This is a genomic window from Sphingosinicella microcystinivorans, assembly GCF_003634215.1.
GTDB lineage: Bacteria > Pseudomonadota > Alphaproteobacteria > Sphingomonadales > Sphingomonadaceae > Sphingosinicella > Sphingosinicella microcystinivorans.
Genome location: NZ_RBWX01000007.1, coordinates 781,581 through 795,554 on the forward strand (window position 1 = coordinate 781,581; position 13,974 = coordinate 795,554).

A 13,974-nucleotide genomic window follows, 5' to 3' on the forward strand; every position below is an offset into this window, starting at 1 on the left:
CCATGGAGCGTCGAACCTTCCTGACCCTGGCGGGCGCAGGCGCAGTCGCTTCGGCCGCGAGTGCCGCATCGCTGGCGCAGGTGGCGCCCGCGCCGGCGGCGGAGCTCAAGAACTATGTTGTCGATGGCAGCGACGTTTCCATGCTGAGCGTCCAGTATCTCGATCTGCTGAATGCGGGCGGGGTGGACGTGGTTCTTGCCAACGGCATCACGAGCCTTTTCGATTTCTCCGTGGCGCTTGATTTCATTGGAAGGCACGATGCGCGTATCGCGCTGGTGCGGAAATTTACCGATATCGCCGAAGCGAAGCGGCAGGGGAAGGTTGCCTGGATCTTCGGCTGGCAGTTCGCCGATTTCCTTCAGACGTCCGCAGGCAACAGGTGGGATACGATGCCACCGATGCACGGCCTGCGCGCCTATTACGAGCTCGGCCTGCGCTGTGTCGGGCTTGCCTACAACGTCGGCAACCAGTTCGCCGGCGGCTGCCTCGATCCGACGATGCCCTTGACCAAGGCCGGTCGGTATCTCGCGCAGGAAATGCAGGAAATGGGAATCCTGATGGATTGCGGCGGACATACCGGCGAGCAATCCAGCCTTGACATCATATCGCTGGCGAAGCGGCCCGTGGTCTGCACGCATTCTAACGCCAAGACACTGAACGACAATCCCCGCGCGACAAGCGACCGCGTGATCGAGGGCATCGCGCGGACGGGCGGCGTGTTCGGTGTGAATGCCATCAGCACCTTCCTCACATGGGGATACAAGGACGTGAACAAGGACAGGGTGCGCGACCGTCCGCCGACTGCCAAACTCGATCGTTTCCTCGACGAGATCGACTATCTCATGCGTCTTATTGGTCCCGACCACATCGGGATCGGGCCGGATTTCACGCACGGGCGCGGATCGTTCAAGGTCGATCCAACGAAATCCTTCTCGTTTCCGATCGAGATGACATTCGGCGAGGACGGGATCGAATATGTCCAGGGTTTCGAGGATATCAGCAAGCTCGGCAATGTCCGCGCAGGTCTTGTGAAGCGAAATTATTCAAAGGAAAATATCGACAAGATTCTGGGCGGCAACTGGATGCGGGTCTACCAGTTGGCCTGGAATGCCTAGCACCCGGCGCGGTGCGAAAACGCCCGCTAAAAAATTCGCGCCGGCATTACAGTTTAATGGAACATCATTGTCTTCATTCATCAAACAGACCGCTCGGGGGTGGTCTTAAAATAAGGGGAACTATACGTGAATATTCGTATTATCGCGGCTGCTCTGGCGACCGGTTCCTGCATTGCGGCGCTGGCGGTTCCGGCCGCGGCGCAAACTCAGCCGCAATTCAGAAGTTACGATATTCCTGCAGGCAGCCTCAAGGCGGCGCTCGACGCCTATGGACGTCAATCGGGCCGCCCGATCATCTACCGCGCCGATGAAGTGCGCAGCGCGAAATCTGCGGGCTATCGTGGCAACGCGCAGGCCGATCAGGCGCTTGAAGCTGTTCTGTCGGGTACCGGTTTCAGTGCGCGCGCCGGGGAGGCTGGATCGGTCGCGGTCGTTCGCGAGAATGCGGGCAACCCCGGCATCGATAATGCGCCAGCCTATGCCGACGACAGCGCCGCTGCGGATGTGGGCGGCGAAATTCTCGTCACCGCGCGGAAACGCAGTGAAACGCTGCGTGATGTGCCGACCGCGATCACGGCGTTTTCGAGCCAGACCCTCGAACAGATTGGTGCCTCTGACTTCAACGATTACGCGCTCCGCGTTCCTGGCCTTGGATTTGCGAACTTCGGTGCAGCCCCGCTTCGTGGCGTCGGTCCCCAGATAAGCGTTCGCGGCCTGCCCGATACCGGATATTATGTCGGCGAAACGCCGATCCCCACCGCCAACCTGAAGCTTGTGGACATCAACCGCGTCGAGGTGTTGAAGGGACCGCAGGGAACGCTGTACGGCGCCAGCTCGATGAGCGGCCTTGTCAAGGTCGTGCCCAACATCCCCAATCTGGGCGAGGTGGAAGGGCGCGGCGAGCTGACGCTTTCGTCGACCAAGCACGGTGGTTTCAATTACGACGTAAGCGGCATGGCCAACGCGCCGCTGGTTCAGGACAAGCTGGCGGCGCGTATCGTTGGCTACAAGACTCGTCAGGACGGCTTTATCGACAAGGTTCCGGCGACGGACGCGGCGGGCGGTCTCGATCTCGGCGCGACCATCAAGGACACGAACGTCGAGAAGATCTGGGGACTGCGCGCATCGCTCGTCGCGCGTCCGACCGAGTGGTTGGATATCGAGGCGAGCGCGCTTCATGAGAACCAGGACGCTGCAGACGTCGGCCTCTACGATACATTCGTCCGCGATGTGACTGGAAATTTCGGCAACCTATCGCCGGTGGTCGAGCCCAACGAAAACAAGCTTTCGCTTTATAACCTGACGCTGCGCGCGGATGCCGGCGCATTCGACGTTACGACGTCGACTTCGTATTACGACATGAAGTCTTATACGTTCGAAGATCGCGCGCTTCTCGGCAATTTCTTCGTCGGCCTGCTGACCGCCCAGGCGCCGGCTGTTGTCGCCGGGCTCGTTGCGGGCGGCGTTCTACCTGCAGGAAGCACGGTGGTAAGCCCGCCCAACATGACGTTCTTCGCGCCGGGATCGAACACCACGGATATTCATCTGAAGCGCTGGGTTCAGGAAGTTCGCCTCTCGTCGAAGGGACAGGGGCCGCTCAACTGGACGCTCGGTGGATTCTATCAGGATACGTCGTCGTTGGCCGATTATTTCGGCAGCATTCCGACGGCGATCCAAGCCGCGACGATATCGGTGGACGTACCGGGACAGGGCATCGTTCCGTTTCCGCTGCTTTCCAGCGATATCGTGATCAATCGTTTTACGGTTGTCGACACGCGAGAGCTCGGCCTTTTTGGTGAAGTTAGCTACGAATTGACGGACAAGCTGACGTTCGCAGTGGGTGGGCGCCTGTATCAGTCCAAGTTTGCGCAGGTGCTCACCGACCGCTCTGCCAGCATTTTCGTGCCCACGGCACTGAATGCGCCGCGCGGAAAGGTGACAGATTCCGGATTTGTGCCGAAGGTAAATCTCAGCTTTCGTCCCGATGACGATACGATGCTCTACGCGCAGGTCTCAAAGGGCTTTCGCTCCGGCAGTTTCACCAACACCAGCGGCGTTTCTCCGCTTTGCGCGGACGAACTGGCGGAATTCGGCCTGACGCGCGGCGATGTGGTGCCGCTGAAGTCCGACACGCTCTGGTCGTATGAAGGCGGTGCCAAGGTTTCGCGTCTGGATCGGCGTTTGTTCGTCGATGTGGCGGTTTACTATAACCAATGGTCGGACCTTCAGCAGTCCTTTGCGTTCCAGTGCGGCATGGCGCTCTCTGTCAATGCCGGCAAGGCGCGCTCCTACGGTGCTGAACTGGCGGTCGATGCACGGCCTGTCGACGGCCTGTCGCTGGGTCTCGCTGCGGGCTATCTGAACTCCAAGATCACCGAGAGCGACTCGCGGTCGATCCTGAACGAAGGTGATAGTTTCACGCTCGCGCCGAAATGGACGTTTGCCGGAAACGGTCAGTACGACTTTCCGATGGGCGGCGGGTTCGATGGCTATTTCCGTGCCGATTACCAGTATCAGAGCGCAACGAAGTTCGACTTCCAGGGCTTGCCGAGCAGTCGGAAGTCCGCTTTCGAGGTTGTTAACGCACGGATCGGCATCGTTTCGGATCGCTGGGACGCCGCACTCTTCGTCAACAACCTGTTCAACGAAGAAGCCGTTCTTGCCGATCTCACGCTCGGTATCGCAGGTACGCCTGTGCCGCTGGGTAGCGACAACCGGCGTATCCGTCCATTCACCCCGCGTACGGTCGGGCTGAACTTCGCGATCCGTTACTGATGAGGCACGCTGCGGTGAAAAATGGACTGGCGCGCGCATTCGCGATTGCAGGAATTGTAACGATGGTTGCTACACCCGTGTCGGCGGACCCAAAAGCCGGAATGCTCCAACCATTCTCACCGCGGGCGTTGACTCTGAAGGATTACGAAGGGGCAATACGGCTTCTCGATACTCAGAAGCCCGGGATGATCCGCAATGCTGCGGTCGTTCCGAACTGGGTCGATGGAGAGGACCGGTTCTGGTATCGAAAGGATACCGTTGAGGGTGCTGTGTTTCGGCTAGTCGATGCCCGGTCGGCGAAAAGCGAGCCGGCTTTCGATCATGCGCGCGTGGCCGAAGGTCTCGCTCACGCCTCTGGAAAGCAGGTGTCGGCGGAAAGCCTGCCGTTCACCAGCTTCGATTACGACGCGGACGGGAAGACTATCGAATTCCGTGCGTTTGGTTCGAGCTGGCGGTGTTCGCTCAGCGATGCATCCTGCGTCCCGACGCCGTCACTTTTCCCAGCGGATCATGCGGTTGCTCCGGACGATTCGAAGTCCGTCTTCCGGCGTGACCGGAACCTCTGGATGAAGTCTCGCGACGGCACCGAACGCGCGCTGACCACCGACGGTGTGGAGTTCAACGAATATGCCTATGTTTCGGGCAACTCCCAATTCTACGTGATGCTCGAAAACGCGCCCGGGACAATGCCGCCTGTGTTATCGTGGTCGCCCGATTCATCGAAATTTCTGACGTATCGGACCGATGAGACGCTCGTCGGCGACATGAGCATGTGGCAGGGCGCGCCGAAGGGTTCGCGTCGTCCCAAGATCACGATGTACAAGCAGTCGTTTCCGGGCGAGGCACATCAGCCGATCACGAATTATGTGATCTTCGACGCCGCGCGCGGCAAGCATGTGGATGTGAAGAACGTGCCTGAAGGCATGCTGCTCGATCCGCTGCTCGGCGTGGGCCTTTCATTCGCGGAATGGACGCCGGATTCAAGCGCGGTTTATGTGCTGGCGCGGGACGTTCATCACAAACGCATCGCCATTCTTCGCGTCGATGCGAAGACGGGCGAGGCCCGGCCGCTTTTGGAAGAGACAAGCAAGACGTTCGTCAGCACGAGCGGGGGGTACGGCGGAGGCGTATCCATAACGAAGCAGATCTTCGACGAAGGTCGTCAACTGCTGTGGTTTTCTGAACGTGACGGCTGGGGACATCTCTATCGCTACGATCTCACAAGCGGGAAATTGCTCAACCGCGTGACGAGCGGACCTTGGGTCGTCACCGAGATTGTCGATGTCGATGAGGCGCACGGCGTCGTCTATTTCCTCGGTGCGGGCCGGGAAGAGGGGCGCAATCCCTATCTGAACAGCCTGTATCGGGTGAATCTAGACGGCACCGACCTGAAGCTGTTGACGCCGGAAAACGCGGATCATTCCGTGCTGGTCGTCCGTGTGGGCGAGCGTCCGACAATGGGGCAAAGAATGCGATCGACGCTGTCGCCCAGCAAGGCCTATTTCGTCGATCGTTACAGCCGGGTCGATATGGCGCCGAAGTCGGTGCTGCGTTCGGCCGAGACCGGCGACGTGCTGATGACGATAGAGGATGCCGATTATTCGGTGCTGACGGAGGCTGGTGGCTGGACGCGGCCGGTACCGTTCGTGGTGAAGGCGCGCGACGGCAAGACCGACATATTCGGAACCATGTATCTGCCTTCTAACTTCGACAAGACGAAGAAATATCCGATTGTAGACCAGGTGTATCCAGGTGCGCACTTCATTGTGCCGGACGTGCAAGCCTTTTCGTTCGGCTATTTTCAGCGTCAGGCACTGGCCAATCTCGGATTCATCGTCGTCAACCTAGATGGCTTCGGCACGCCGGGTCGCGGCAAGGCATTTCATGACATGGCCTATGGCAATCTTCAGGATGGCCCAGGTTTTCCCGATCATATTGCCGGTATTCGCGAGCTTGCGCAAAGAGTGCCGCAGATGGATCTGGACCGGGTCGGCGTACTCGGCCAGTCTTCCGGAGGCTATGCCGCCGCTCTGGCGATGCTGAAGTTTCCCGAATTCTACAAGGTCGGTGTGGCCAGCGCGGGTATATTCGATATGTGTGCCGGCATCCCGATGATGATGGATAAATGGCAGGGCCCCCCGGAGCCGGGCAGCGATAATTGCGAACCTATCGTTCTCTCCAACATGGCGTCCAATCTTACCGGAAAGCTGATGATCGCATACGGCGACATGGACGAAAACGTGCCGTCCGCAGTGATCGTACAGTTTATCGACGCACTCACCCGCGCAAACAAGGACTATGACCTGCTACTGCTGCCAAATCACGCGCATGCAGTTTCTGGCAATCGCTACTTCGCGCGGCGCATGATGGATTATTTCGTTCGCAATCTGATGGGCAGTAAACCGCCGGCGAACGCACCGCTTACGACGGCGGCGCCGCGCTGATCAATTGCGGCGCGGGCCTTAACGTTCAGTCGATCGCTCAATTCCAGTTCGGTGGGGTCCGTCATGCAGGCGACAAGTGAATTCGATCTGGAAACCGCGCCGAAGGGCGTTGTTGACGCAGATCGTGTGTTGAAGGGTGGCTGGTACACGCTTTGGGTCATGGTGCTGCTGGTTCTGGTTTCGAATCTCGATCGGCAGCTTCTTGTTCTTGCCGGAGCGCCGCTTGCCGTTTCGTTGAAGTTGACCGACGGCCAGTTGGGTATGGTTCAAGGGCTTGCCGTTGCCATATTCGCGATTGTTGCCGTGTATCCGATCGCGTGGGCGGCGGACAGGTTCGACCGACGGCTGGTGTTCGGCATTTGCGTATCCGTGTGGTCTTTCGGTACAGCGATGTGTGGGCTCGCACAGAATTTCGAGCACCTGCTGCTGGCCGCGATCCTCATCGCTGCCGGTGAGGCCGGTCTGACGCCGATCGGTGTCGCCTTCGTGCCCGAACTGTTCAAGGGGCGGAAGCGGCAGCTTGCCAACAGCCTGTTCTATTTTTTCATCTACCTCGGTGTTGCAGGCGGACTTATGCTGGGCGGCGGCGCCATCGCACTGATGGAACATCTTCACACCGATCTTCCCGCATCGATACAGACGATGGAGCCCTGGCGGCTTGCCTTCTTCCTGGTGGTGCTACCGACGCCCATATTCCTGCTGCTGCTGGCCTATACCCGCCTGCATTATCGTTCGAGAGCACCGGTGGCCAAGGCCGAGGCGAAGCCACGCAACGACGTACTGCCCTTCCTGCGCCAGCACAGGCGCGCGGTGACGGCGGTGTTTATCGGTACGGGATTCTTCTCGCTCGGCTCTGGCGGTTACATGGTCTGGCTGCCGGTTGCCGCGACGCGCATGTTCGGAACGACGCCTGCCCAGAACGGAACAATGATGGGCATCGCGACTGCGGTCGGGTTGACGATCGGGGTCAGCATCGGCACGTTTTTCGTCCGTCGCATGATACCCCGCCTCGGCGTAATTGCGTCGCTTCGCTTTTTCTGGATCGTGCTGCCCTGTGCGACGCCGATCTTCTTCCTGTTTCCGTTCGCCGAGGCGAACTGGCAGCTGTTCGGTCTGTACGGATTGATGATGGTCGCCTTTACCGCCGCTGGCTGTGCGATGCCGACGATCATCCAGGATCTCGCGCCCTCCCATCTTCGCGGACGCATGTCGGCGATATGGACGATCACCACGGTCATGCTGTCGGGCCTGTCGCCTACGCTGATCGGATGGATTTCCGCAGCGCTGGGACCGGAGTCGCGCATGCTGATGGTCGCCACGGGCATTATCGCGGTGCCGGCGTGGCTTATCGCGGCGCTGGGCTTTCGCCTGGCCGAGAAGCCATTCGTGCTGATCCCCCGGGACGACGACAACGACCGCGCTCAAGCGGCGCATAACGCAAGCTGACAGGATATTTTGCGATGAACGACAGGACTGCTGCCATCCTCGATCAGGCCATTGCCTGCGACATGACTTGCCCATGGGTAGCTGCCGGCAATCCGGCGCTGCGCGATGCGCTTCCCGAACGCTATCGCAGTTCCGGCTGGACCTATGTTTCGCTGACAATCGCCAGCGACGGCGACGATCTGGCGGGCGCAATGCGCACGATCGCGATGACGCGCCGCATGATTGCGGAATCGGACAACAGCATCCTTGTGGAAACCGTGGACGACATCAGGCGGGCCAAGCGCGAAGGCAAGCTGGCGCTTGGCTTTCACTTTCAGGGAACGCTGCCGGTCGAACGCGATCTCAATCTCGTGAGTCTCTTTTACGCGCTCGGCGTGCGCCACATGCTGATGGTGTATAACTACAAGAATTTCGTGGCCGACGGCTGCTATGAAAAGAGCGATGGCGGGCTGAGTGGCTTCGGCCATGACCTGGTCGCCGAAATGAACCGCGTCGGCATGATCGTCGATGTTGCGCACACTGGCTACAAATCCTCGATGGATACGATCGCTGCATCGAAGGCGCCGGTGATCGTCAGTCATGGCAATTTGAAGAAATTCAGCGATCACCCGCGCTGCTACACCGACGAGCAGATCCGTGCGATTGCCGGGTCGGGCGGTGTGTTCGGCCTGACCGGGCTTGGCGTGTTCATGGGTGGCAACGACAGCTCCACGCCGGCGCTGATACGGCAGATCGATCATATCGTGCAGCTTGTCGGGCTGCAGCATGTCGGCTTCGGATTCGATTATGTCTATGACATGCCGGCGCTCGAAGCCATGATGGCGCAGGCAGCCGACAGATTGCCGAAGGGCGATTCAATGCCCAACCAGCAGCAGATCGAGCCCGAGCGGCTTGGCGCGATCGTCGATGCGTTGCTCGCCAGAAATTATTCGGATGCCGATATTGCCGCGATCATCGGCGGAAACTGGCTGCGCATCTGCGAACAGGTCTGGCGCTGAACCGCCCGAAACCCAATTTCCCTATTCAAGGAGCACCAAAATGACAATGCTGATTACCGGCGCGACAATTCTGGACGCTGTTTCCGACAAGCCCATCGAGGGGCAAGCGATCCTGATCGAGGGCAAGCGCATCAAGGCGATCGGTCGCCGCGACGAACTGCCCGTTCCGGCTGACGCGACCGTCATCGACGCGACTGGAAAATACGTCATCCCCGGCCTGATGAACGCCAATGTTCACCTGCTGTGCGATATCAGGCCCGAAACGCTGCTTCGCTATGAGGGGCGCTATGAGGATTTGATCGCGGAGTCGGCGCAGGTCGCGCTGAAGAGCGGGCAGACCACGGTGTTCGATACATGGGGCCCGCGCCGCGCGCTGATGGCAACGCGCGATGCCATCAATGACGGCAAGGTGATCGGCAGCCGTGTTTTCTGCGCGGGCAATGTGATCGGTTTCGATGGACCCTATTCGCCCGATTTCGGAGCGACGCATGCCACGGTGCTCAGCACGCGCTTTGTCAACCGCATCAATGCGACGTGGGTGGAAAATACCGGCCGGCACCTGATGTGGCTGACGCCGAAACAGGTGGCGGAGGAACTGCGTACCTATATCGAAAAGGGCATCGACTTCATCAAATACGCCGCCAACGAGCATGGCGCGCAGTCGCTCGGCGCGTTCATAAGTTTCTCCGAACGGGTGCAGCGGACCATCGTCGACGAGGCGCACCGTGCCGGTATCACGGCACAGTCGCATGCCATGTCGGTGGAGGGACTGCACATGTCGGTGATGGCGGGATGCGACCTCATCACGCACTGCAACATCACTGGCCCGACCGAAATTCCGGACGAGACGATCGAGCTGATGGTGAAGCAGGATTGCGGTGCGGTGATCTTCCCCTGGAGCGAAAAAGGCCTGCAGTGGATGCGCGACAATATGGATGATGGCACCTGGACAACGGTGAAATCCACCGACAACAATGCGCGCAACCTGATCAAGGCCGGTGCGCGTATCATGCTGGCCAATGACGGCGCCATCCTTCCGAAGGACCTGCTGGCGGAACCGGCGATTTCCAAGGGATGGGTCGGCGCACCCGAAGAGATGAATTTCGGTCTGCTCGCGACCGGTCACTTCGTGTGGCTGGAAGCGATGGAAGAAAAGTGCCTGGCGCCGATGGAGATGCTCCGGGCCGCGACCCGCAACATCGCCGTCGCCTACAAGAAGGATGCCGATCTCGGCACGCTTGAGGCCGGAAAGTTTGCAGATCTCGTGATTCTCGACAAGAACCCGCTTGAAAGCGCGAAGAACTACCGCGCCATCGGTAGGGTGGTTAAGGAAGGCGCCGTCGTGGATATCGATGCGCTGCCGCTGAACCGTATCCTGACCCGCGAGCTGGATCCGGCCGCGCCCGAGGAGGCGGACTACAAGCATTTCGCGCACAAGGGCCAGCGGTTCCCGATGTGCACGGCCTGCGCAATTGTCGCGCACTGAGGAAGGGCGGATATGAACCAGCGTATTCCTGTTACGATCGTCAATCACGTCGCGATCGACATCGCCGTTGCGGCCGATATCGTATGGAAGATGATTATCGAAGAGATCGGCGAAGCGAGAGGGTTTCGCAGCGTCGGCACGGTTGAGCCGCTCGAGGGGGTGGACGCTCCACTGGGCGGCTATCGGCTGACATCCCGCGATGAAAACGGCGCGCTAGATGAGCGCGTCGCCCGTCTCACCGAACGTGATGAGGCGGCGCGGCGCCTGAGTGTCTTCGCGGAGTTCCTGTCCGTGCCGGGCGGCATGATTGTCTACGCGACGTATCAGGCGCAGGACGCGCAAAGCGGGACGCGCTTTTCGATAGATTGCCATACGCGCGAGGAAATCGAGTTGCCCACAGGCGCGAGCGCGGCTGACCTGTCCGCCAAGATCGCCGAAAAGACGGCGTTCTACGACGATGCGCTGGGTGACAAGATGCAGAAGACCAAGGAAAAGCTCGAATGCGAAAAGTGACGAGAACCAGATGATGACGACGTCCGTCGCCCTGCCGCTGTTCATGGCATCCTTGATGACCGAAACGAACAGCTTTGCGCCGATTCCAACAGGAATCGCTTCCTTCGAGGAGGGGGGCATGACGCGGCGCGACGGCAGCCTGGCGGAAGGTGCGACCCGCCACATATTCAGGCAGCTTGGCGAGGCTGGCGGGCGGCCCGTGATCGAGAGCCTGGATACGTTCGCGCAGCCATCGGGCGTGACCGTGCAGCCGGTTTATGAGGAGCTGCGCGGCATGATCCTGGAGGATCTGCAATCCGCGGGTCCGGTGGGCATGGTGATGCTGGGTCTGCACGGCGCCATGATCGCGTCCGACTGCGACGATTGCGAGGGCGACGTGCTCGCCCGTGTTCGCGAAATCGTGGGGCCGGATGTTCCGGTTGGTGCCGTGCTCGATCCGCATTGCCACTTGACCGAAAAGATGGTGGCGAACGCCGATGCCATCGTCATCATGAAGGAATATCCGCACACCGACTGGGACGAGCGCGCCGAAGAGCTTTACGCGATCCTGTCCGCCAAGGCGGAGGGAAGGGCAAAGCCGGTCTCGGCGCTGTTCGACTGCCGCATGGTGGGGTTTTATCCCACGACCTTCGGGGCCATGCAGGGCTTCGTACAGCGTATGAAAGACACGGAGCAGGAGCCGGGCATTCTTTCAGTCAGCCTCGCGCACGGATTTCCGTGGGGCGACCATCCCGAGGCGGGCACGCGCGTGCTGGTGATCGCGGACGGCGATGCCAGGAAGGCGCATGATACCGCCGAACGGCTGGGACACGAGCTTTATGCGCTGCGCGATGCGCTGCTGCCGAGAATGCCGAGCATCGCAGAAGCGATCGACACGGCGCGGGCGCTCAGCGGACTCGTCGTGATGGCGGATACGGCTGATAATTGCGGGGGCGGTGCGCCCGGCGATACAACGCACCTCCTGCGCGCGCTGATCGACGCGAAAATCGGCCCGTGCGCGTTCGCTTCGGTCTACGATCCTGGAGCGGTCCGTATCTGCGAGGAGGCAGGTGCCGGCGCGAAGGTGATGCTGCGCCTTGGCGGCAAGCTTGGCGTGATTTCGGGCGATCCGTTCGATGTCGAAGTCGAGGTCGTGGCGCTTAAAGCCGATCACTATCAATCCGTGATAGGATTGCGCACGCCGCTAGGGCCATCGGCGTGGGTGCGGATCGGCGATGTCGATGTGGTGATCGCGTCGTTCCGTACACAGATAGCAGGGCGCGACGCCTTCACGGGTATCGGCATCGGCATTGAAGATAAGCATGTGCTGGCGGTGAAATCGAGCGAACATTTTCGCGCCGACTTCGGGCCGATTGCCGATCATGTGATTTCGGTGGCGACGCCCGGGGCGATTCAGATGAACTTCGCGGCGATACCCTACAAGCACAAGCGCGACACGAGTTTTTATCCGCGTGTCGCCGACCCGATGAAACACAAGGAAGACAAGCAGTGACTGAAAACGGGATTGATCGGCTCGCCGCGCAGTTCTGGGATTTTCAGCGCGAGGAGTTTCCGCTCACCGCGATTCAGGCGGGTCAGGATCCGGGTACGGACATGGTGCTGCGCGATGCGCCGGCGGACCATGAACGGCGCGCGGCGTTCGCCGGGGACATGCTGCGCGAACTGGACGAGATCGATCCTGCATCGCTCGGCGTTCAGCAAAAGGCGACTGCAGCGCTGCTTCGGCATGAGCTGCGCCTCTTGATCGACAGCGTTGCGGTGGGCGCGCATCTTCGGCCGACGCTCTATCCGGGCGGCCCGGATTTCCTGATCGCGTACTGGGCGGGGTCCACCGCGATCGCCTCTGCGGAGGAGGCGCGCCGCTATCTGGCGCGGCTGGCGAAGATACCGGACGCGATGGCGGGCGTTACGGCTTCGCTGAAACAGGGCATCGAACGCGGCATCCGCTACCCGAAGCTGGCTGTGGAGCGGGCCGCCGAACAGCTACGCGGCTTCGCTTCGATCCCGGTCGAGGCGAGCACCTATTTCGGCCCGCTGAGGCGCGCGGCGAACCGGTCTGAAACATTGGCGGCGCTGGCGGAGGAAGGGCGGACGCTCATCGCGGATACGGTCTACATGGCATATCGCGATTACCGGGCGTTCATCGAAGGCGAACTCATGGCGGCGGCCCGGGAGAGCCTCGCCTGCACGGAAGACAAGGACGGCGGCGAATATTACAGCCTGCTCATCCGCCAGTTCGCGAGCTTTGAGCAAGACCCGCAGGAGATACATGAGCTCGGCCTTGCCGAAGTGGCGCGGATTACGCGCGCGATGGCGGACGTTGCAAAGGCCGCGAATGTCGCGGACGTTGCCGCGCTCCGGCGACAATTGCAGGCCGACAACACCCAGTTCGCCGAGAGCGGCGAGGCGCTGCGTGAGCAGTTCGAAATCCTCTCCAAACGGATCGACGCGCTCATTCCCGAATTTTTCGGACGCACGCCGCGAACGACATATGGCATATCCAGCATTCCCGAAGCGGTATCGGCGAAATTGCCCCCCGCTTATGCGCAGCCGAACCCGGCGGACGGCAGCGCGGCGGGCGTGCACTGGGTGACGTCGATGCCGACGAAATGCCCGCGTTACATGCATATCCCGCTCGCGCTGCACGAAGCCTGGCCCGGCCATCTGATGCACATCGCACTGATCCAGGAAATGGAGGATTTGCCGGCGTTCAGACGGTATGGCGCGGATCGCTATTCCGCGTGCCTCGAAGGCTGGGCGCTTTACTGCGAGGCGCTGGGCGAGGAGATGGGCTTCTACGATACGCCGCAGAAAATATACGGCAGGCTGGAAACCGAGATGTGGCGTGCGGTTCGGCTGGTCGTCGACACCGGCATCCATGCGCTTGGCTGGAGTCGGGAGAGGGCGATCCGCTATTTCGAGGAGAACATGGCGATGCCGATGGAAACGGTGACCGCCGAGGTCGACCGCTACATCGCGATGCCCGCGCAGGCGCTTGCCTATCAGCTCGGCAATCTCAAGTTTCGTGAGATACGGCGGCGCTGCGAAGACACGCTTGGAGACGATTTCCGCGTCCGCGACTTTCACGATGCGCTGATGGCGGCCGGGCCTGTGACGCTTCCGGTTCTGGACGATGTGATGGACGAATGGATCGAAAGGGTTCGGAACTGAATCGCCGCTGATCTCAAACGCGTTGC

General features: G+C 60.6%; 9 protein-coding genes. All 9 read left to right on the forward strand.

Annotated features, from left to right (window positions below; translation table 11 throughout):
• Nucleotides 1-2 precede the first annotated feature (2 nt).
• The 9 genes from DFR51_RS03910 to DFR51_RS03950 all read left to right on the forward strand — a co-directional run bounded on the left by DFR51_RS03910 (nucleotide 3) and on the right by DFR51_RS03950 (nucleotide 13,948).
• A complete protein-coding gene (locus DFR51_RS03910; RefSeq protein WP_160119152.1) occupies nucleotides 3-1,115 on the forward strand; it encodes a membrane dipeptidase in 1,113 nt (370 codons plus the stop codon).
• A 126-nt stretch (nucleotides 1,116-1,241) separates the two neighbouring features.
• Nucleotides 1,242-3,890, forward strand: coding sequence for a TonB-dependent receptor (locus DFR51_RS03915; RefSeq protein WP_121047709.1), 2,649 nt, complete (start codon nucleotides 1,242-1,244; stop codon nucleotides 3,888-3,890).
• Nucleotides 3,891-4,075: 185 nt separating this feature from the next.
• Complete coding sequence (locus DFR51_RS03920) at nucleotides 4,076-6,334, forward strand: S9 family peptidase (protein WP_160119153.1); 2,259 nt, start codon at nucleotides 4,076-4,078, stop codon at nucleotides 6,332-6,334.
• A 63-nt stretch (nucleotides 6,335-6,397) separates the two neighbouring features.
• Nucleotides 6,398-7,780, forward strand: coding sequence for an MFS transporter (locus DFR51_RS03925; RefSeq protein ID WP_121047711.1), 1,383 nt, complete (start codon nucleotides 6,398-6,400; stop codon nucleotides 7,778-7,780).
• Between the two features lie 14 nt (nucleotides 7,781-7,794).
• Nucleotides 7,795-8,778, forward strand: a complete 984-nt coding sequence (locus DFR51_RS03930; RefSeq protein WP_121047712.1) for a dipeptidase — start codon at nucleotides 7,795-7,797, stop codon at nucleotides 8,776-8,778.
• A gap of 40 nt (nucleotides 8,779-8,818) precedes the next feature.
• Nucleotides 8,819-10,264 carry an amidohydrolase family protein gene (locus DFR51_RS03935; RefSeq protein WP_160119154.1) on the forward strand — a complete coding sequence of 482 codons (1,446 nt, stop codon included), beginning with the start codon at nucleotides 8,819-8,821 and terminating at the stop codon, nucleotides 10,262-10,264.
• 12 nt (nucleotides 10,265-10,276) lie between these two features.
• Nucleotides 10,277-10,777, forward strand: a complete 501-nt coding sequence (locus DFR51_RS03940) for a hypothetical protein (RefSeq protein ID WP_121047714.1) — start codon at nucleotides 10,277-10,279, stop codon at nucleotides 10,775-10,777.
• A gap of 13 nt (nucleotides 10,778-10,790) precedes the next feature.
• On the forward strand, nucleotides 10,791-12,269 hold the full coding sequence (locus DFR51_RS03945; RefSeq protein WP_207790671.1) for a M81 family metallopeptidase: 1,479 nt from the start codon (nucleotides 10,791-10,793) through the stop codon (nucleotides 12,267-12,269).
• Nucleotides 12,266-13,948, forward strand: coding sequence for a DUF885 domain-containing protein (locus DFR51_RS03950; protein WP_121047715.1), 1,683 nt, complete (start codon nucleotides 12,266-12,268; stop codon nucleotides 13,946-13,948). The genes DFR51_RS03945 and DFR51_RS03950 overlap by 4 nt, the downstream gene beginning before the upstream one ends.
• The last annotated feature ends 26 nt before the right edge of the window (nucleotides 13,949-13,974 follow it).

Excerpts from the sequence above, each read along its gene's own strand:
- DFR51_RS03910 (WP_160119152.1), top strand. The coding sequence starts at position 3 with ATGGAGCGTCGAACCTTCCTGACCCTGGCGGGCGCAGGCGCAGTCGCT.
- DFR51_RS03920 (WP_160119153.1), top strand. The coding sequence starts at position 4,076 with ATGATCCGCAATGCTGCGGTCGTTCCGAACTGGGTCGATGGAGAGGAC.
- DFR51_RS03925 (WP_121047711.1), top strand. The coding sequence starts at position 6,398 with ATGCAGGCGACAAGTGAATTCGATCTGGAAACCGCGCCGAAGGGCGTT.
- DFR51_RS03930 (WP_121047712.1), top strand. The coding sequence starts at position 7,795 with ATGAACGACAGGACTGCTGCCATCCTCGATCAGGCCATTGCCTGCGAC.
- DFR51_RS03935 (WP_160119154.1), top strand. The coding sequence starts at position 8,819 with ATGACAATGCTGATTACCGGCGCGACAATTCTGGACGCTGTTTCCGAC.
- DFR51_RS03940 (WP_121047714.1), top strand. The coding sequence starts at position 10,277 with ATGAACCAGCGTATTCCTGTTACGATCGTCAATCACGTCGCGATCGAC.
- DFR51_RS03945 (WP_207790671.1), top strand. The coding sequence starts at position 10,791 with ATGACGACGTCCGTCGCCCTGCCGCTGTTCATGGCATCCTTGATGACC.